The following is a 19,110-nucleotide window of genomic DNA, read 5'->3' as shown; positions in this document are numbered from 1 at the left end:
CTCTTCAGTTCAATTCCAAGCAAATTTTCTGGCACGCAAGATCAAAGAAACATCAAGATATCTCTCGTCTTGCAGTGCAAGTGTTTGGCCATCGACCGAGCACTTACACCTATCGGTTATTCGTTTTGTTAAAGATCGGTGCAGATCGCTGCGTTTCGTTTCCGCCGCTGCGTTGTCTGCTGAGGAGGCGAACTATACGTCACGCCCCTAAACCCGTCAACACCTTTTGCGAGAAAAACCGCCATTTCCGCAAACAAAACCTACAAACCTTTGATTTGTAAAGAACCGGTCATTATTAGGCAGGAGCGATTTCTTCCGTACCCCCTGCCTAACCTTGCTCCAAGGGGGCGAACTAAATGCGAAAAAGCCCCGTAAACCGGGGCTTTTACTGAAATGGGCGCCGGCTTTCAGGTAGGCGCCCACGCCAAGATGGCTCAAAAGCCTTGTTCAGCTGCGGTAGTCCGCATTGATTTTCACATAATCATAAGAGAAGTCGCAGGTCCAGACCGTAGCCCCCGCCGCGCCGCGCCCCAAGTTCACCCGCACAAGGATTTCCGGCTGGGCCATCACGCGCTGGCCGTCTTCTTCTTTATATAGAGGATTGCGTCCGCCGTTGACGGCGACCAGCACATCGTCCAGATACAGCTCCAGCCGATCAACATCCAGGTCCTGCACCCCAGCGTAGCCGATGGCGCACAAGAGGCGCCCTAGATTGGGATCGGAGGCGAAGAAAGCGGTTTTCACTAGCGGGGAACGCGCGATGGCGTAAGCGACGTCCTTGCATTCTTCGAACGAGCGACCGCCCTCGACCTTGACGGTGATGAACTTGGTGGCGCCCTCTCCGTCGCGGACGATGGCCTGGGCCAACGCCGTGGCGACTTGAACCAGTTCCACCTTTAACGCTTGGTAGGCTGCCTGCTGCGGAGAATCGATCAACGGACCGCCGCTCTGACCGGTGGAGATCAGGATGAAGCTGTCGTTGGTGGAGGTGTCGCCGTCCACTGAGATGCAGTTAAAGGAAACATCGGCCACTTCCTTCACCAATTGACGCAGCACCGGACGGGTTACCGCGGCGTCGGTGGCGATGAAGCCCAGCATGGTGGCCATATTGGGATGGATCATGCCAGCGCCTTTGGAGATGCCGGTGATGTTGACCGGGTGGCCCTCCAGCGTCAGGCGGGCGCTGACCGCTTTGGGCGCGGTGTCCGTTGTCATGATGGCGCGGGCGGCGTCGGCCCAGTCCGCGCCTTGTCGGCCCGGCAGCGCCACGGTGATCTTGTCTACCGGCAACGGCTCCAGAATCACGCCGGTGGAGAAGGGCAGAATCTGTTCAGGTTGGCAGCCCAGCTCATCGGCCAGCGTCCGGCAGACTTGCAGCGCGTCGCTACGGCCTTGTTCGCCGGTGCCGGCGTTGGCGTTGCCGGTGTTGACGACCAGCGCGCGGATTTGCACGCCGGCGTCCAGATGCTTTTTACAGATTTGCACCGGCGCGGCGCAAAAGCGGTTTTGGGTGAACACGCCGGCAACGGTGTTGCCCTTGTCCAGACGGATGACCAGCACGTCGTTGCGGTCGGCTTTCTTGATGCCGGCGGCGGCGACGCTCAGTTCCACGCCGGGAATGGGGAAGAGATGTTCGCCGCTGACAGGCTTGAGGTTTACTGCCATCTATCGCTCCAGATCAATCAATATTATTCGCATCGATTGTAGCGGATTTGTTCCGCCGGACTGGAAACTAAAACGGCTGGCGAATCAGCCCGCCTCGGCCGCCGCCGCGCTCAATAATTCGAGCAGCGCCTCGCCGTAGCGCGCCAGCTTGAGTTCCCCCAAGCCATAGACCTTGGCCAGGCCGGCACGGGAAGTCGGATGCTTTTCCACCAGGTCTCGCAAGGTGCGGTCGGAGAACACCGCGTAGGCCGGCACATTGTGTTCGTCCGCCATTTGTCGGCGCCAGCCGCGCAGCGCCTGCCACAGCCGCTCTTCGCGTTCGGTGCGCAGCCAACGGTCGGCGCTGGCTGTGCTGCGCGACGCTTTGTCGTCGGCCACCGGCCGCAGATAGACTTTTTCCTGACCTTTAAGCACGCCGCGGCATTCATCGCTCAACACCAGCGATTGGCCGCGGGCGATGTCGACATGCAGCAGCTTGCGCGCTACCAGTTGGCGAACGATGGAGCGCCAGACGCGTTGGTTGTAATCGCGGCCGATGCCGAAGGTGGACAGCTTATCGTGGCCGTAATGGCCAACGCTTTGATTGGCGCGGCCCAGCAGCACGTCGATCACATGGCCGGCGGAAAAGCGCTGCTCCACCCGGTAAATGCAGGACAGCAGCTTTTGCACCGCCACGGTGGCGTCGAAGGTGATGGGCGGATGCAGACAGTTGTCGCAATGGCCGCAAGGGCGACTCTGTTCGCCGAAATGCGCCAGGATGTGCTGGCGGCGACAGGACGCGGCTTCGCAGAAGGCCAGCATGGCGTCAAGCTTGCCTAATTCCACCTGCTTTTGCAGTTCGGCCATTTCCCCGCCCTCTATCATTTGCCGCAGTTGCACCACGTCGTTGAGTCCGTAGCACAGCCAACTGGCGGCGGGCAGGCCGTCGCGGCCGGCGCGGCCGGATTCCTGATAGAAGTTCTCCGGGCTCTTGGGCATGTCGATATGGGCGACGAAGCGCACGTCCGGCTTGTCTATGCCCATGCCGAAGGCGACGGTGGCCACCATGACCACGCCTTCGTCGCGCAGGAATTCGCGCTGATTCGTCTCGCGCTGCTGATGGCTGAGACCGGCGTGGTAGGGCAGCGCGTGAATGCCGTTGTCGCACAACCATTGCGCGGTGTCTTCCACGCGCTTGCGCGACAGGCAGTAGACGATGCCGGCGCTGCCCGGGTATTCGTTGCGGATGAAGTCGAGCAGCTGCTTCTTGGCGTTGTGCTTTTCCACCACTTGGTAGAACAGATTGGGCCGGTCGAAGCTGGATAGAAAGACGCGCGCGTCCTGCAGCTTCAAATAATCAATGATGTCGGCGCGGGTTTGTTCGTCGGCGGTGGCGGTCAGGGCGATGCGCGGCACTTGCGGGAAACGTTCAGCGAGGAAACCCAATTGCTGGTATTCCGGACGGAAGTCATGGCCCCAGTGGCTGACGCAATGCGCTTCGTCGATGGCGAACAGGCTGATGTTCAACTGCGATACGAACTCTTGGAAGCGCGGCGTCAGCAAGCGTTCCGGCGCCACGTACAAGAGGTCCAGCGAGCCGGCGCGCGCCTGGCGCGCAATGTCGCGCGCTTCGTCCAGCGGGGTGGCGGAATTGAGACAGGCGGCGGCCACGCCCTGTTCCACCAGGGTAGCCACTTGGTCCTGCATCAGCGCGATCAGCGGCGACACCACGATGGCGACGCCCGGACGCATCAGCGCGGGGATCTGGAAACAGAGGCTTTTGCCGCCGCCGGTGGGCATCAGCACCAGCGCGTGGCCGCCCTGGGCGACGTGATCGACAATCTCCCCTTGCTGCCCGCGGAATTCGGGATAGCCGAAGATATTATTGAGTAGGGAGAGCGCGTCCTGCATAAGCCGTCTTCTTGCGAGAAGGGGACTATTGTACGGCAAGTGGCCGGCAGCGTCCCGTCTCGGGCGCAATGGGCAAAAAAAGGGCCGCTGGAGTGCAGCGGCCATAAAGTTGGATGGAGACAATGTGAAACGAAGAGGAAAAATGCTCTCGCACTACCATGGACCTGTGGGACACTCGCGAAGTTCCGTTTTTTACATTTATTTTTGGCGTTCTTTTGTAAAAAAATACTTACATGGCATTGAGGATTTTTTGCGGTGCAATGCTGTCGAAGGCTTCCAATCGACAGCCTCCGTCCGGCGCCGCCCAAACCGCTCCGCGCGCCAGGCTTGGAGCCTTTCTTCCGCTGTGCGACACTGACCGACGATTTCGTGGAGGCATCAATGCGTAATATTTGGCCCGTCCTGTTGGCGGCCGCAGTGATCAGCGGCTGCGCCAGCGCCCCCAGCAAAGCACCCAGCCCGTCGACCGTCGGCAAGCCTGTTCAATCCGGCGCCAGCCCGGCCAACGCCGAATGGCAAAATCTGGGGGTTTCCCCCAACGGCAACATTCTGAACGAGCTGGACAAGTTGTCGGTCCGCAAACAGGGCCAAGTGGTCAGTTTCCGAGACCGCAAGACCATCTTCAATCTGAAGAAGGAAAACTTCCTGTCCACGCCGCGCCACAAGGTGTCGATCAATACTTGGCAGATAGACTGCTCGCAACGCACTTTCCGCCTGCTGGACATGGTGTTGTTCGATGAGAACGGCCGCCAGATCGCCAGCTTCACCTATAATGACGCTCAGATAAAACCTATGCCGGTGGTGCAGAATTCGGCCAGCTATCAACAAATGTTGCTGGTATGCAAGGGCGACCCGGGGTTCTGAACCCGCTTTACCCTGCCCGCTCGCGGCCCGGCCCCGCGGCGCGCCAAACGCGAGCGGACGTCTTCTGCGTAGCGGCCCCGCCGCCCAACCGGCCCCATGCCTGGAGCACCCATGCAAGCGATCCGACGAGTGGTCTTCAATCAAAAAGGGGGGGTGGGTAAATCCACCATTACCGTCAACCTGGCCGCCGTCGCCGCCAAGCAGGGCAAACGGGTGCTGTTGGTGGACCTGGACCCGCAAGGCAACGCCAGCCATTACCTGATGGGATCCGCCGCTAGGGACGAAGCGCCGTCGCTGGCCGGCCTGTTCGAGCAAATGCTGAGCATTTCCATGTTCAGCAAGGAGCCGTCTGACTTCGTCCGCGCCACGCCGCTGCCCGGGCTCAGCCTGCTGGCCTCGCACCCGGACCTTGCCGAACTGATGGGCAAGCTGGAAGCGCGCTACAAAATGTTCAAGCTCAAGGAGGCGCTGGACAGTTTGAGCGGCCAGTTCGACGAAATCTGGATCGACACCCCGCCGGCTTTGAACTTCTTCACCCGCTCGGCCTTGATCGCCGCTGACCGTTGCCTGATTCCCTTCGACTGCGATGCCTTTTCCCGCCAGGCCCTCTATAACCTGAGAGTGAACACCGAGGAAATTCGCGCCGATCACAACCCCGAGCTGTTCATTGAAGGCATCGTGGTCAACCAGTTTCAGGCCCGGGCCAGCTTGCCGGTTCGCCTGGTGGAGGAACTTAAGCAAGAAGGCCTGCCGGTGCTGTCCTCTCCGCTGTCTTCATCCGTGAAAATCCGGGAGTCACACGATGCGGCGCTTCCCATGGTGTACCTGGACCCTCGCCACAAACTGTCGCGCGAGTTCGAGGCCCTTTATCAGGAGCTGGCGCGGGATGGGCGGCAAGCCTAAGCGCCCCGGATCGCCGTCTGTCGGCTCGCGCGGGGGCGGCTCTCCTTGAATCGCCTGAGCTCGCTGCTGGTCAGCGGCCTGCTGAGCGTCGGCCTGCTGTCCGCCGAATACTGGCTGATGATCAACGATGAACGCGCCGAGCTCATCGACCGTCAGCATTACTGGGGTGAACTGAGCGCCGAACTGCTGCGCGTGCGAGTGCAGGCGATGCTGGACCACTCCGCCGTGCTGGCGCAAAGCCTGGCCAACAGCCCTCAGCCACGCTCTCTGGCCGTGTTAGCGCGCAGCACCATACGCGACGATACGCCCTTCGGCGGGCTGGGCATCATCGAATATGTGCGCCCGGAGCTGCGCGAGGCGTTCGAGAGCCGCATCGCCAACAGTATTCGCGTGCTCCAGGACCGGCATCTGGCGCCCAGCCCCCGCCGCCCGCTGTACTATCCAATTTCCAGTTATCTGCCTGACGACAGCAACGCCCTGCCCCAAGGCCTGGACCTGGGCGGCGTCGGCAACGCCCGTCGCAAAATGGACCTGGCGCGCCACAGCACCCAGCCGGTGCTGATGCCGACCACGCTGCCCGGCAGCAACGGCAGCCGTCTGGACATCGTGGTGCGGCTAAACGACGACAACACGCTGCTGCTGTTGAATCTGCGCAAGGACAAGTTAATTCAGGACAGCCAGCGCGAACCCGGCACCGCCAGCCCCTTGCGCCATGTGCGCATTGTCGCCTGGACCCAAGAGCAGCCCGACGCGCCCTTGCTGGACTCTCAGCCCACCCGGCCGCTGCCGTCGACGCCGCCCCTGTACACCATCCGCCACAATCTGGGCGGCAACGAGATTTTATTCGGCGCTTACCCGCAGGGCGTGGCCGATCCCGGCATGCGTCTGACCCACTGGGCCATCCTGGCCACTACCGCCGGCTTTTTGCTGGCGATGTTCTGGTTCCAGCAACAACAGGCCCAATCCCGCCGCCGGATGCAGGATCAGCTCAAGCGCAGCCAGCAGCAGCTGGAGATGAATACGCGCACGCTGCGCGAGCAAATCAACGACAGGGTGATGTCCGAGCAAGCGCTGGCGCAAAGCGAGGCGCGCCAACGCGCCATCCTGCAGGCCAGTTCCGACGCCATCATCCTGATAGACCACCAAGGCCTGGTCTTGCAGATCAACCCGGCGGCGGTACGCTTGATCGGCCAATCGGCGGACATGGTGCGTCAACTGCCGATAGGCAAACTGCTGGACGAGTTGTACGACCGCAATCCGGCGCGCAGCTTCGAACACATCGCCCAAGAGCATGAAGGCCGGCCCTTCGAAGCCAGCTTGCGCCGCAGCGACGAGCATCTGCTGCCGGTAGAGTTGTCTCTCAGCCGGGTCACTTTGCCGGACGATTGGTTCTACGTGGTGGTTTGCCGCGACATTTCCATCCGCAAGGAACAGGAAGCCGCGCTGATCGAGCTGAAAAACAGCCTGGCCGAGCAGGTGGAAGTGCAAAGCCGCCAGCTGTCCGCGCTGCTGGACGCCAGCCCAATGGCGATGGCCTACATCGTGGATCGCAATCTGCTCCAGGTGAACCGCGCCTTTCTCGACCTGTTCGAGCAGCGCGAGGAAGCCATCCTGGGCCACAGCACGATGCCCTTCTTCGAATCGCCGGAACAATGGGAGCGCACCGGCAAAGCGCTGTACAGCCTGCTCAACGATGGCAAGGTGGTGCAGACCGAACAAAGGCTGCGCACCGGCACCGGCAAGCTGTTCTGGTGCCGGCTGTACGGCAAGGCCATCAACCCATCGGTGCCTAAGCTTGGCACCATCTGGCTGTACCAGGACTTTTCCGCTCAGCGCGCGCTGGAGGAAACCCTGCGCCACGCCAAAGTGCTGGCCGAGGAAAACAGCCGCGCCAAAACCGAATTCCTGGCCAATATGTCCCATGAGCTGCGCACGCCGCTGCACGCCATCCTCGGCTTTACCGAGATGGGTCAGGCCCGCTCTCGCGGGCAGAACGACGACAAGATGGCGCAATACTTCAGCCGCATCCAGAGCAGCGGCAACCGGCTGCTGACGCTGCTCAACGATTTGCTCGACCTGGCCAAGATGGAAGTGGGCCGCATGGAATACACCATAAGCCGCAACAATCTGTGCCAATGCCTGCGCGATATCTGCGACGAAATGACGCCGCTGGCCGCGCTCAACGAAATCCGCATCGATCTGAACTGCTCGTCGGAACAGCTGAGCGCCGACATCGATCCCTTCCGCATCGGCCAAGTGATGCGCAACCTGTTGTCCAACGCCATCAAGTTCAGCCCCCGCGGCGGTGAAATCGGCGTCAACGCCTGTTTGCGCCAGGACGACGACGGCGAGAACATCCTCGTCACCGTGGAGGACGCCGGCCCCGGCGTGCCGGAGTCCGAGCTGGAAAGCATTTTCGACAAATTCATCCAGAGCAGCAGCACCAAGACCGGCGCCGGCGGCACCGGCCTGGGGCTCGCCATTTGCCGCGAAATCATCACTGCCCACCATGGGCGCATCTTCGCCAGCAATTTGCCGACACACGGCGCGCTGTTCACCTTCATCATTCCGCGCACCCGGCCGGCCGGCGCCACGGAGGACACCAACCATGCCCCACAAACTACTACTCGTTGACGACGAACCCTTCAATCTGGAGCTGATGGCCGAGCTGCTGCAGGACGCCGGCCACGAAGTGGTCCAGGCGGAGGACGGCGAAACCGCACTGGCCATCTTGCAACGCGAAGGCGAAACCTTCTCCACCGTTTTGCTGGACAAGATGATGCCCGGCATCAGCGGTTTCGACGTGCTCAAGCGGATCAAAAGCGAACCGCGGCTTGAGTTTTTGCCGGTCATCATGCAAACCGCCATGGGCGCGGCCTCCAGCGTGCAGGAAGGGCTGGCCGCCGGGGCCTTCTACTACCTGACCAAACCGTTTTCCCGCGACATGCTGCTCGCCATTGTCGAAGCGGCGATAGGCCACTGGGACCGCTACGCCCATTTCCGGGAGCTGGCCAATCTGCACGTCGACGCCTTGCGTCATCTGAACAAAGCCACCTTCACCTGCCGCAGCCACAAGGAAGCCCAAACCGTCACCGCCCTGTTGGCCAAAACCTGCGCCCATCCGGAGCGTGTGGCCACCGGTCTGTTCGAACTACTGGTCAACGCCATCGAGCACGGCAATCTGGACATCAGCTTCGACGAAAAAAGCCACTACATGGCCGAAGGGCAATGGGAGGCCGAGCTGGCTCTCCGCATGCAGGATCCAGTGCTGGGACTGCGCCAAGTCTGCGTGGATTTCAGCCGCGAACCGGAACAGATGCGTTTCACTATCAGCGACATGGGCGCGGGCTTCGATTGGGAGCGTTACCAGAACGCCGAGCCCGCCTCGCTGATGTCCAGCCACGGTCGCGGCATCCTGATCGCGCGCAAGCTGTCCTTCGACGGCCTGCACTACCAGGGGCGGGGCAATATCGTGGTAGCCCACGTCAATAGCGGGGACTGAGAGTCTGTGCAATGCCTGCCGCTGTTGGGCGGGAACGACGCATGCGCGGCGTTCCCGAGTGAGTCCGCCAGGCGCCAGGCTCAAGGCGGCTCGCCGCAATCGCCGCGCTCACGCCAGTAACGGCGCTGACTGTCGCGCCAACAGCTCCACTCCACCCCGTCGCCGAACGCCAAGGTCAGCGCGCCGTCCAGATCGGTGCGCAGCACGGCGACGCCGGCCTCCTCCACCCGCCTCAGCACAGACGGATGCGGATGGCGGTAGCGGTTCAAATAGCCGGCGCTGATCAGGACCACTTCCGGCCGCGCCGCCGCCAACCAGGCGGCCCCGGTGGAAGTGCGGCTGCCATGGTGGCCGGCAGCCAACACCGTGCTGCGCAGGCGCAGGCCAGGTTGATCGGCCAGCATGCGTTCCACCGCCTCCGGCGCATCGCCGCTGAGCAAGAGCGCGTGCCTCATGCCGGCCACTCGCAAGATACAGCTCTGCGCGTTCTCGTCATTGGCCGGCGCCGTGTCCGGCGGGCCCAGCACATCGAAACGCACCCCGTCCCATGCCCAGCTCTGTCCGGGACGGCAGCCGTCGCCGCTCAATCCCAGCCCCGGCAAGGACTCCGGCTGGCCGGCCAGCACCCGCCCCACCGGCAAAGCCGTAGCCAGCTCGGCGGCGGCGCCGTCGTGATCGCTATGGTGATGCGACAGCACCAAGCCATCCAGTTCCTTCACCCCCAAGCCGCGCAACTGCGGCAACAGGACTCTCTCTGCCCCGCCAAGACCGGTATCGAACAACAAGGAACGGCTCCGGGTTTGCACCAGCACCGCCAGGCCCTGGCCCACATCCAGCATGGTGGCGCGGAATTCGCCCTGTGCCGGCGGCGGGGGCTGGTAAGCCAACATCGGCAGCAACATCAAAGCCGCCAGCCCTCGTCCCGGCACGCCTCGCGGGGCGATCAGCCACGCCGACCCCAGCAAGGCCAGCAAGAACAGCGGCAGAGGCGTTCCGGCCAAAGACAAGGCCGGCGCTTGCGCCAACCACTCCACCCCCCAGTAAAAGCCGCGCACCAGCCAGGCGGCCAAATGCAGCGGCCACTCCAGCGGCAACAAGGCGGCGGCCAAAGCCAGCGGCGTCAGCAACAGCGACACATAGGGGATGCCCAGCGCGTTGGCCAGCGGCGACACCAGCGGAATGCCGCCGAACCACCAAGCCAGCGGCGCCAGCGTGCATACGCCCGCCGCCCACTGTCCCGCCAACGCCGCCTGCCATTTGCCCGGCGCGCGGCGTCTGGCGATGGAGCTGGCTATCAAGGCGGCCACCAGGCCGAAGGACAGCCAAACGCCAGGCGCCAGCACGCAGAAAGGATCGATCAGCAAGACCACCGCCAAGGCCAGCCACCAGATGCGAAACGGCGACAAGCCGCGCCGCAGGCACAGCGAGGCCAGCCCGACGCCCAGCATAAATAGCGTGCGCTGGGTCGGTACCGAAAAACCGGCCAGCAAGGCATAGGCCCCCGCCGTCAGAAAAGCCCCGCCGGCAATCAGCAAGCGCGGCGGAAAGCCCAAGACCGGCAGTCTTCGCGACAGCCAGGCCAACGCCGCCGCCGCCAAACCCGCCAACATGGTGATGTGCAGGCCGGAGATCGAAACCAGATGCGTCAGCCCGGTAGCGGCGAACAAGCCCCAATCCTCTCGCGCCACGCGTTGTTGCGCGCCCACCGTCAACGCGGCGATCAAGGCCGCTTCGCGCGATTCGCCCAACACCCGCTCTATGCGCGCCACCAAGGCGGCGCGCGCGCGATCCACCCAGGCCAGCGGCGCGCGGCTGTCCTCCAACCGGCGCTCGCCCGGTCTCAACGAACCGCTGGCCAACACGCCTTCCGACCACTGCCATTGTTCCACGTCGAAACCGAATGGATTGGCCGTGCCGCGGCTGCGCTTGAAACGCGCCTCCGCCCGCCAGCGGCTGCCCGTCGGCCAATCCCGTTGAAGAAAATCCGTCAGCCGCACGGTTTGCGGCAAGTTGACGCCCGGCGTCAGCGTGCGCTCCACCTCCATGATCAGCCGCGTCCCATACTCGCCGGCCTGCGGCAGGCCACGCACTTCGCCTATGAAGACGATGGAACGCTGCTGCCAGTCGGGCGGCAGTTGCTGCGCCATACGGTAGTCGGCGCGCCAGGCGGCGTAGCCCAGCCCCAGCAGAAAGGCGGGAATCAGGGCGGCCCAAGGCCCTGCCCGCGACGGCAGGCAGGCCGCCAGCGCCGCGGCGCCCACCGCCAGGCCCAAGCACCCCGTCGCGGTGGGCAAGGCCGGCAAGGCAGCGCAAATGGCGATGCCGCATAGCAGTGCGATCAAGACAGGCATGCCGGCATCTTAGACAGCGATGCCGCGCCATCGCAATCTATTAAACACATTCACTAAACTACCGGCCACTCATCATGCTATATGTATTTTTCGCGCGCAAAAATCGCACTCATAGCAGATAAATATCAAAAAAATAACAAGTACAAATGCGTATTGCATTAGCAGACCGCTGGGCTACACCTAGGACAAGCGCTTTCAAAAACGCCCGGTCGCCACGACGCCCCGCTTGGCCCCGAGCAGTCTGAAGCGCGGCAGCCGGCCTCACTTTAAACACCGTTTTCCCATCTGGCAGCTGCCAGGCGGATCACTCTCAGGAGGAACACATGGACGCATACATGGGCACCATTACGGTCTACGGCTTCAATTACGCGCCGCAGGACTGGGCGCTGTGCCAGGGCCAGACCTATCAGGTATCGCAGTACGAAGCCTTGTACTCGCTACTGGGCACGCTCTATGGCGGCACCGCGTCGCAAAACTTCAAGTTGCCCAATCTGACCGGCCGCATGGCCATTGGCACCGGTCCCGCCCAACCCGCCTATAATCTGCCTGCCTACAACCCCGGTCAGTTCGGCGGCACCCAAAACGTGGCGCTCAGCGTGGCCAACTTGCCGGCTCACTCCCATACCGCCACCTCCATGGCGGTGACCTTCCACGCCGCTGGCACGCCAACGCCTGCCACCCCGGCTAGCGCGCCCAGCGCCAGCAATCCCTACTTGGGCGCTTCCGGCGCCGGCACCGGCTTGGCCACCATCTGGTCCACGGCGCTGAACAACCCGGTGTCGGTGCAAGGCTTGTCCGCCACCGGCAATACCGACCTGACCGGCGGCAACGCTCCGGTCAGTGTGCTCAACCCCTTCCTGGCGCTGAATTTCTGTATCGCCATCAACGGTCTGTATCCGGTTCGTCCATAATCACAATATGCGGCCCTCGCCGCTTCCGGCCGCCTCTCCGCCGCAGGGGCGGCGGCCTTTGCCTTCAGGGGACTTCGCCATGCTCGCCACCGTCCAAGCCGAAGATTTCATGCATCTGCTCGGCAAGCACTGCATCTTCCGCAACCCGCAACATCCCGATATTTCGCTGCAAGTACAGGCCGTCAAGTTGCGGCCGCAGGCTCAATCACCGCACCAGACCGCGCGGCGCACTCCTTTTGTGGTGGAGCTGGCCGCCGAAGGCGCCACCAATCTGGAAGACGCGGTGGGCCAACTGGAGCTGCCGGCCACCGAGCACAGCGACGCCATCCGCCTGGATCTGGTGTGGATAGGCCGGGTGATTCCCGCCGGACGCGACCCGGCTCTGGCCTACTTCCAGCTGCCTTTCAACTGAGCGCCTGTGCAAGTCCCGCGATCTCGCGAGCTAAGGCGAGACAAGGCGAAAACCGCTGAGAAAGCGGAGTGTACATACGGTACATGAGCATTTCGAAGCCGTTTTCAACGCCCTTGTCTAACTATTCCGTCAACGCGCAGCAGATCGTGAACAGGTTCTAAGCCGGCCCGCCGGGAGCGGAAGCTCCCGTCAGGCCGCCGACGCTACAACCCGACTCGAGCCTCGCCCTGCGGCGAGTGGCGCTCGGGCCGCCATACCAGCTTGTCCGCCATGTCGCCGGCTTCTTCCAGTACAAAACCCAATTGGTGATAGAGCCGGCGCGCTTGCACATTGCTGTGCCACACCACCACCGCCAACGGCGCGCGCACTTGCCAAGCCGCCTGCTGCAAGCCCATCAGCACCTCCTTGCCGTAACCCAGGCCGCGCGCTTCCGGCACCATGGCCAGGAAGATGATGCGCACTTCGTTATGGCCGAAATCCACCATCACCACGCCGACGCTGGCTCCGGTTTTTTCAATGACGAAGTGCATCGCATCCGGATAGTTGTCGCCTGCGCCGCGTTGCAGCACCTGGTATTGCTGTTCCTGCACAGTGCGGATCAGTTCCTCCTCTCCGTCTATCAGTTGCAAATCCGGACGGGCGCTGCGGTAGAGGCCGGCAATGAAGGCCTCGTCGAGATGTCGCGCCGGGCGCAAATGCAGGCCTTCGGCCAGCGAGGAAGTGTTCAAGAATGAGGACATGATGAACGGCTCCTTTCCAAAACCTGTTGCGGGACGCGCCGACGGCGCGCCCGTTTCGTTCTACGCGCCAACGCGCGCAAGGTCTTGCAAATCAGGCGAAACCCGCCCTTACAACCCCGCCTCCCGGCGGAACACCGCCAGCAACTGACGCAACCCGCGCTCCAGCAAGCTGTAACGCTCGCCTTGCAGCCTCGCTACGCCGGCCAGTTCCCGCAGCGGCGCGCCGCTGCGGTCGCAGCGCTCCAGCCGTACGCGGAAGGTGGCCACCAGCGGCACCAGGCCGCGGTCCCGTTGCTCGGTGGGAACCGGCCCGCCATAGGTGGAGGCTAGCAAGGGCTGGTCCAGCAATGGCAGATTCAGCCTGTCGATCTGGCCCAGCCTGCATTCCACGCTCCAAAACTCCCCGCCGTCGGCGACGAAGCGGGCGACATGCCCCGGCTTGAGTCCGTTCAGCGCCGCCTCCTCGACAAAGGCCTCACCCTTGACCCCGTCGGGCCCCACCACGTCCAGCAGATGTTCGCCCTCGGCCAGCGCGGTGCCGGCGCGCAGCGCATCGCTGACGTCCACGACTCGACCGGCGAAAGGCGCCGCCAGAGTCAGCCTGGCCATCTGCTGGCGCAAAGCGGTCACTTGCTCCTCCGCCACCTGCCATTGCTTGCGCAAGGCGGGACCACGCTGTTGCAGCTCCAGGTCGAACGGTTGCTGCGCGGTCTGCCAGGCCAGATCTCGCTCACGGGCGCCGGCCAGCGCCAGTTGCGCCTCCAGCATCGGCGAGCTGAGTCTGGCCATGATCTGCCCCGCCTTGACCAGTTGACCGTCGCGCACCAAAACTTCGGCCACTTCGCCTGCCGCCGGCGCGTACAGCCCCTGCGACTGCAAGGCGCCCAGCACGGCCGGGCTGGCCACCTCGCGCTGCCACGGCAGAATCAACGCCAGCGTCAGGACCAGCAAGGCCGCGGCGCTGCGGCGGGTTGCGCGGCCCCAGCGCAGATCGGCTCGGCGCTGCCACCACACCATCAGTTCGCCCACCACCGGGCGGGCGATGAACCATCCCAGCTCCACCGCCAGCAACAGCATGCCCAAGGCCTTGAAGAACAAGTGGTAGACCAGGAAGGCGATGGAAAGAAACAACACCAGCCGGTACAGCCAGGTGGCCCAAGCGAACAGGATCAGCCCGCGTCGGCGCGCGGCCGGGAAGTGCTCCGGCACCGGGTCGTCCAGACCCAACAAGGTTTTGCGCAGCTGCCAGCGCGCCAGCGCGAAAGCGCGATTATGCAAGTTGGGCAGACCAAGATAATCCGCCAGCAGGAAATAACCGTCAAAGCGCATGAAGGGGCTGGCGTTGATCGCCAACGTCGCCAACCAAGTGGTGGTGGCCAGCAGGAAAACCCCCGCCCGCAATGGACCGTCCGGCAAGAAGCTCCACAACAAGGTGGCCCAGGCGGCCAGAACCAGCTCCGCCAGCATGCCGGCGCCGCCGATCAGCAGCCGCTGACGGCGCGCGTTCAGCTTCCACGCATCGTTGGTGTCGGTGTAGAGCACCGGCATCATCACCAAAAACGCCACGCCCATGGCCGGCACCCGGCAACCGAAGTGGCGCGCGGTCAGCGCGTGCCCCATTTCGTGCAGGATTTTGGCCAGGCTCAGCGACAGACCGATGCCTATGGCGGCGCTGACCCCGCCATAGGCGGAAAAAGTGTGGGTGAACTCGTCCCAGCGCCGGGACACCAAGGCCAACGCCAGCAGCAGCACCGCACCCATCGCCATCCAGAAACGCGGATGGAACAGCCAGCCGGTCCACGGCAGCAGACGATTAAGCAGGGCCTCCGGCCTCAACAGCGGCACCCGGAAGAACAGGTAGTTCTTCAACAGCCACATCGCGCGGCTGGGTCGGTTGGCCTCGCGCAACTGCCACAGCCAGCCGTTCTGCTCGACGCTGACGGCCTGCAGCAGTTGGTGGCGGGACAAGAACAACAGTACGGCTTCGATGTCTTCCGCGCCAAGTTGCAGCGTGGTTTCGGCATTGACGGCTTGCAGCACCGCCTCGGCGGTGCCCAGCCGCCAACGCGACAGGATTTCGAAACTGGCCCAGCCCAATTGATAGAAGCGGTGGGCGCAGGGATCGTGCAAGGTCCAGCTAGGCGCGCCGTCGGCCAGCACCGGGCCAGGATGCAGCGTCAGTTCCTGACGCAGCGCGGGTAAGGCGGGAGATGGCATGCTCACCACCCCAGCCATTGCCGCGCGGCGGTCAGCGGCCGGCGCAAAGCGTAATAAATCAGCGGCACCCAGTCGCCGTAGACGCGGGCGGTGCCCATCTGCCCCAAGCGCGGCTTGTCGCCGTCAACGAAGCGGGCTTGCAGCCGGTAGGCGAGCAGGCCACCCTCCACCGCCTCGGCCTTATAAGCGACGCGGAGGATTTCGGCGTCGTAGGACTCGGTGGGCGAGGCATTGGGATAGAGGGTGATCTTGCCGCCGGGGGCCACATCTATGGCTTCCGCCGCCGGCAGCCAAGCGGCCAGTTCCACGTGGGCGGGGTCCGCCAGGGTCATCACTTTTTCACCCACCGTCACCGCCTTGCCCTGCCAGTCGTTTCGATCGGAAAACACCACTACGCCGGCGCTGGGCGCGGTGACGTGCAATCGTTGCAGTTCCAGGCCGGTGTATTCGGCGGCTATGCTTTTTTCTTCCAGCTTGGCGCGGTCCTGCGCCATGGCCAGCTTGCCCTTGTCGTCGGTGACCGCCAGCTGGGCGCTGGCCCGAAAGCTTTCTTGCGCGGCGTCTCGCTCGCGCGCGGCCATGGCGAACTGACCAGCCAGCGAGGTGGCGTCCAGATCAAACAAGGGGTCGCCGGCTTTGACGCGCTGATTGGGTTGCACCTGGATGCGGTCTATCACCCCGCTGAGCGGCGCGCGCAGCAGCACCGGGTTTTGCGGCGTCACTTCTCCGCGCGCCAGCACGCTGAGGCGTATCGGCATGCAGGCCAGCAACAGCGCCGCGATGAACAACCTCCTCTGCTTGCGACCGGGCCTCAGCCATTGCTGCGCCAGCTCCCGCCAGTTGCGTCTGGGCGCGAAACGCAGCAACGCATGGCCGTAGCCGTGAGCCAACTCTTCCGCCAACTTGCGCTCGTAATCGCTCCACGGCATTTCCCGCGCCAGCAGCCAGGCGCCCTGCTCGCCCAGAGGCAGCCACAGCGCGTGGGCCGGCAGCCAAGAGGACCAATCCTCGGCCAGCTCCGTCGGCAGATCGCCGGCTTCGAGCAAGCGGCTGTCCTGTCCGACTTCTGGCCCGCCAGCCTCCGCCAAATGGCGGAAGACGCGGGACAGCCATTGCATGTAAGGCGCGGTGGGATCCAGCTCCGCCAGGCCGGACAACGCCGTCACATGGCGATGCAGACCCTCGCGCCAGACCGCCGCCTGGCGGTATGGCAGTAGTTGCTGGCTTTCGTTGACGATGATGAAACCCAGCTGCTCTGCGCTGACCGCGTCGCGCGCGCGGTGCAGTAGCTGCAGCAGGCCGGCTAGTTCCCGGCTTCTATCGGCGTGCCCCATGCACCGCCTACTTGAAGCTGGCCCAGCCGCTCATCCCCGGCAGCAGGCTGGCGCCGTTGCCTTCGATGACGCCCACCGCGAGGATGGACTGGCTGACCGGATCTATCTGCGCGCCCAGGCGTTCTATCCTGGCCGGGAAGCTGGCGCCCAGCTCGTCCACCGCCACGGTGAACTTGCTGCCGGACTTGAGCTTGGCCAGCCATTTGGACGGCACCAGCATGCGCAGCTCCAGCGAGCCGGAGTCGACGATGTCCAATACCGGATTGCCCGGGCTGACATATTGGTGCACCGCGGCGATGCGGCGCGCCACGCGGCCGTTGAAGGGCGCGCTGATCACGCATTTGCCGACGATGGTCTGCATATAGCTGGCGTCGGCGGCCGCTTCCTTGGCTTTGCCCTGGGCCTGGGCCACGTCCAGCGCGCCGGCGGAATTGAGCTTGGCCAGTTGGTTGTTCACCTTGAGCAACTGGCTGGCAGCCTCCAGCGAGGCCTGGGATTTGCGCAACTGGGCGCGGTAGCTGCCGCAGTCGAACTGCACCAGAGCCTGGCCCTTGCTGAAGCTGGCGCCCTCAGGCACCGGCAAGGCCGCGATCTTGGCCGCCACCTCGCCGGACAGGGTCACGGCGTTGCGCGCCATCAACTGCACGCGGATACGGCCGTCGCTGGCGTTGGTCACCGGCGCTGGCAACGGTTTGGCCGGCGGCGTCGCTGCCTGGGCCCAACCCGCCGCCAGCAGGCAGACCGTAGTCCGAAATACCGTCAACTTCATGGCTTGCTCCCCGCCACCTGACCCTGCCAACGCATTTCCGCGCCCTTGAAGGCGGCGGACAAGGCCGGCAGATCATAGCTGGCGGTGCTTTCCGGCAGCGGGTCCATCCCCAGGCTGGAGCCCATCTGGCCGTAGGCGTTTTGCAGATCGCCGTAGCTTTGGTACAGCCGCAGCGTGGAGAATACCGCGTTGGCGTCGGCCAGGATCGCCGGCAGGCGGCCCTGCACGCCGCTGTCTGTGGCGTTGCGGTTCTGCACGTAGATGCGTTGCTCCACGTCGTTGAGTTCTTGTTCCAGCCCGAACTGGCGCGAGCGGCCTTTGAGATCGAGGTAGGCCACGTGCACCTGGGTCAACACCGCCATGTTCAGCGCCATGCGCTGGGTCTTGGCCACTTGCAGCTGGGCGTCGGCGGCCTTGGTGATCGGCCCGGCGCTGAACAGATTGAGCAGGTTCCAGCTGATGCGCAGGCCGGCGTCGCTCCAGGAGTTGTTGACCAGGAATTTATTGCTGTCGTAGTTCTGTCCGATGCTGAATTCCAGGCCCGGCAGCAGCTTGGCGATGGCCTTGCGGGTTTCGGTGACGCCGATGCGCTCGTTGTAACGCGCCTCGTTCAATTCCGGCCGATTCAGCAGGGCCATTTCCTCCATCTGCTCCAGCTTCAGGCCCAAGGCCGGAGTGGGCAGCCCTGCCGGCACCGCCACCTTGAAATCGGTGCCCGGCGGCACGTTCATGATGGCGGCCAGCTTGGGTTTGGCCTGGGCCAGCGCGTTGCGGATCATGCCCATCTGGCGGATCACGTCCAGCAGTTGACGGCGGTAGTTCAGCGCTTCCAGCGGCGCGCGCAGCTTCTGCTTCTCCACCTGTCTCGCGTCTTCCAGCGCGCGGTTGGTTTCGGCCAGCAGCGAATCGATGCGGCCCTCCAGCTGCTGCGCGCCCACCGCCTGCCACCAGGCTTCACGCACTTGCTGCATCAGTTGCTGCGCCACTTTGCGCTTGCGCTGCTGCAAGATCAGCATGCGGTCGGACTGCTGCTGCGCGGTGTAGTAGCTGACGCCGAAGTCCAGCACGTTCCAGCTCAAGTTGAGGTCCGCGGTATGGCTGCGCTTCTCCGAGGAGATGGACGGCACCAGCGATTGTTCTCCGGTGGCGACGTTCTGCGACGAGGAGGCGTTGTCCTTGTTGCGCGCGGTGTAGCCGGCGGCCAGCGCCAGCTTGGGCAACATGTCCAGGCTGGACAGGTCCAGCTGACGCTGCGCCATCGCTTCTTCCATCAATTTGACCCGGTAATCCAGGTTGTACTTCAACGCGCGCGCCATCGCCTCTTGCAAGGTCACCGGCCCGGCCAGCGGTTCCTGGCTGCCGAACATGGCCTGGCGATCCGCCGCCAGCGTGGCTTGGCGATCTCCCAGGCTCATCGGCGTAGGCGTCACCGCGCAACCGGTCAAAGCCAGCGCGGTCAGCGCGGCCAGCGTTCGAAGAACGCCGAGGCCGGCCCCTCCCCCCTGTGTTTGTTGCGTCATATCGTCCCCTGTGCGTTTGTTTGTTTAGTGAA

At 63.8% G+C, this 19,110-nt stretch carries 15 protein-coding genes; 7 read left to right on the top strand and 8 right to left on the bottom strand.

Features of this window, described 5'->3' with window-relative positions:
- On the top strand, positions 1–281 hold a 281-nt coding region (locus B0T39_RS25965), incomplete at its 5' end, for a hypothetical protein (protein ID WP_217806303.1).
- A 166-nt stretch (positions 282–447) separates the two neighbouring features.
- On the opposite strand, the gene argJ is transcribed toward B0T39_RS25965, so the two are convergent.
- Together argJ and recQ are read right to left on the bottom strand one after the other, a co-directional pair.
- Complete coding sequence (gene argJ / locus B0T39_RS20685; protein ID WP_081549995.1) at positions 448–1,665, bottom strand: bifunctional glutamate N-acetyltransferase/amino-acid acetyltransferase ArgJ; 1,218 nt, start codon at positions 1,663–1,665, stop codon at positions 448–450.
- A gap of 84 nt (positions 1,666–1,749) precedes the next feature.
- Positions 1,750–3,555 (bottom strand): DNA helicase RecQ, encoded by a 1,806-nt coding sequence (recQ, locus tag B0T39_RS20680; protein ID WP_081549993.1) that lies wholly within the window; start codon positions 3,553–3,555, stop codon positions 1,750–1,752.
- A gap of 381 nt (positions 3,556–3,936) precedes the next feature.
- Between recQ and B0T39_RS20675 the strand changes: the two genes are divergently transcribed.
- From B0T39_RS20675 to B0T39_RS20660, 4 genes are all read left to right on the top strand, one after another.
- Positions 3,937–4,419, top strand: a complete 483-nt coding sequence (locus B0T39_RS20675) for a surface-adhesin E family protein (RefSeq protein ID WP_081549991.1) — start codon at positions 3,937–3,939, stop codon at positions 4,417–4,419.
- Positions 4,420–4,530: 111 nt separating this feature from the next.
- On the top strand, positions 4,531–5,322 hold the full coding sequence (locus tag B0T39_RS20670; protein ID WP_081549989.1) for a ParA family protein: 792 nt from the start codon (positions 4,531–4,533) through the stop codon (positions 5,320–5,322).
- Positions 5,323–5,367: 45 nt separating this feature from the next.
- Positions 5,368–7,956, top strand: a complete 2,589-nt coding sequence (locus B0T39_RS20665) for a sensor histidine kinase (protein ID WP_081549987.1) — start codon at positions 5,368–5,370, stop codon at positions 7,954–7,956.
- Entirely contained in the window at positions 7,931–8,824 is an 894-nt protein-coding gene (locus B0T39_RS20660; protein ID WP_081549985.1) for an ATP-binding response regulator, read from the top strand. The genes B0T39_RS20665 and B0T39_RS20660 overlap by 26 nt, the downstream gene beginning before the upstream one ends.
- 80 nt (positions 8,825–8,904) lie before the next feature.
- Here the strand turns inward: B0T39_RS20660 and B0T39_RS20655 are convergent, their stop codons facing one another.
- A complete protein-coding gene (locus B0T39_RS20655; RefSeq protein WP_081549983.1) occupies positions 8,905–11,175 on the bottom strand; it encodes a DNA internalization-related competence protein ComEC/Rec2 in 2,271 nt (756 codons plus the stop codon).
- Positions 11,176–11,498: 323 nt separating this feature from the next.
- On the opposite strand from B0T39_RS20655, the gene B0T39_RS20650 reads away from it, so the two are divergent.
- Together B0T39_RS20650 and B0T39_RS20645 are read left to right on the top strand one after the other, a co-directional pair.
- Entirely contained in the window at positions 11,499–12,086 is a 588-nt protein-coding gene (locus B0T39_RS20650; RefSeq protein WP_019104296.1) for a phage tail protein, read from the top strand.
- A gap of 79 nt (positions 12,087–12,165) precedes the next feature.
- Positions 12,166–12,498, top strand: coding sequence for a hypothetical protein (locus tag B0T39_RS20645; protein WP_043642328.1), 333 nt, complete (start codon positions 12,166–12,168; stop codon positions 12,496–12,498).
- A gap of 203 nt (positions 12,499–12,701) precedes the next feature.
- Here the strand turns inward: B0T39_RS20645 and B0T39_RS20640 are convergent, their stop codons facing one another.
- The 5 genes from B0T39_RS20640 to B0T39_RS20620 all read right to left on the bottom strand — a co-directional run bounded on the left by B0T39_RS20640 (position 12,702) and on the right by B0T39_RS20620 (position 19,078).
- Positions 12,702–13,238: a GNAT family N-acetyltransferase gene (locus B0T39_RS20640; RefSeq protein ID WP_081549981.1), complete on the bottom strand. Its 537-nt coding sequence runs from the start codon at positions 13,236–13,238 to the stop codon at positions 12,702–12,704.
- A 108-nt stretch (positions 13,239–13,346) separates the two neighbouring features.
- Entirely contained in the window at positions 13,347–15,455 is a 2,109-nt protein-coding gene (locus B0T39_RS20635; protein ID WP_254894619.1) for an HlyD family efflux transporter periplasmic adaptor subunit, read from the bottom strand.
- Between the two features lie 2 nt (positions 15,456–15,457).
- Positions 15,458–16,789: an efflux RND transporter periplasmic adaptor subunit gene (locus tag B0T39_RS20630; RefSeq protein ID WP_081549979.1), complete on the bottom strand. Its 1,332-nt coding sequence runs from the start codon at positions 16,787–16,789 to the stop codon at positions 15,458–15,460.
- A 7-nt stretch (positions 16,790–16,796) separates the two neighbouring features.
- A complete protein-coding gene (locus B0T39_RS20625) occupies positions 16,797–17,558 on the bottom strand; it encodes an efflux RND transporter periplasmic adaptor subunit (RefSeq protein WP_081549977.1) in 762 nt (253 codons plus the stop codon).
- On the bottom strand, positions 17,555–19,078 hold the full coding sequence (locus tag B0T39_RS20620) for a TolC family protein (protein WP_081549975.1): 1,524 nt from the start codon (positions 19,076–19,078) through the stop codon (positions 17,555–17,557). The genes B0T39_RS20625 and B0T39_RS20620 overlap by 4 nt, the downstream gene beginning before the upstream one ends.
- Positions 19,079–19,110 lie beyond the last annotated feature (32 nt).

Source organism: Chromobacterium haemolyticum (assembly GCF_002081825.1).
GTDB lineage: Bacteria > Pseudomonadota > Gammaproteobacteria > Burkholderiales > Chromobacteriaceae > Chromobacterium > Chromobacterium fluminis.
The sequence above is the reverse complement of the archived record's forward strand: the minus strand, read 5'-3'. Positions and strand labels throughout refer to the sequence as shown.

What these genes read in the sequence shown, in the direction of transcription:
- argJ (WP_081549995.1), bottom strand. Translation starts at nt 1,665, where the DNA reads ATGGCAGTAAACCTCAAGCCTGTCAGCGGCGAACATCTCTTCCCCATT.
- recQ (WP_081549993.1), bottom strand. Translation starts at nt 3,555, where the DNA reads ATGCAGGACGCGCTCTCCCTACTCAATAATATCTTCGGCTATCCCGAA.
- B0T39_RS20675 (WP_081549991.1), top strand. Translation starts at nt 3,937, where the DNA reads ATGCGTAATATTTGGCCCGTCCTGTTGGCGGCCGCAGTGATCAGCGGC.
- B0T39_RS20670 (WP_081549989.1), top strand. Translation starts at nt 4,531, where the DNA reads ATGCAAGCGATCCGACGAGTGGTCTTCAATCAAAAAGGGGGGGTGGGT.
- B0T39_RS20660 (WP_081549985.1), top strand. Translation starts at nt 7,931, where the DNA reads ATGCCCCACAAACTACTACTCGTTGACGACGAACCCTTCAATCTGGAG.
- B0T39_RS20655 (WP_081549983.1), bottom strand. Translation starts at nt 11,175, where the DNA reads ATGCCTGTCTTGATCGCACTGCTATGCGGCATCGCCATTTGCGCTGCC.
- B0T39_RS20650 (WP_019104296.1), top strand. Translation starts at nt 11,499, where the DNA reads ATGGACGCATACATGGGCACCATTACGGTCTACGGCTTCAATTACGCG.
- B0T39_RS20645 (WP_043642328.1), top strand. Translation starts at nt 12,166, where the DNA reads ATGCTCGCCACCGTCCAAGCCGAAGATTTCATGCATCTGCTCGGCAAG.
- B0T39_RS20640 (WP_081549981.1), bottom strand. Translation starts at nt 13,238, where the DNA reads ATGTCCTCATTCTTGAACACTTCCTCGCTGGCCGAAGGCCTGCATTTG.
- B0T39_RS20635 (WP_254894619.1), bottom strand. Translation starts at nt 15,455, where the DNA reads ATGCCATCTCCCGCCTTACCCGCGCTGCGTCAGGAACTGACGCTGCAT.
- B0T39_RS20630 (WP_081549979.1), bottom strand. Translation starts at nt 16,789, where the DNA reads ATGGGGCACGCCGATAGAAGCCGGGAACTAGCCGGCCTGCTGCAGCTA.
- B0T39_RS20625 (WP_081549977.1), bottom strand. Translation starts at nt 17,558, where the DNA reads ATGAAGTTGACGGTATTTCGGACTACGGTCTGCCTGCTGGCGGCGGGT.
- B0T39_RS20620 (WP_081549975.1), bottom strand. Translation starts at nt 19,078, where the DNA reads ATGACGCAACAAACACAGGGGGGAGGGGCCGGCCTCGGCGTTCTTCGA.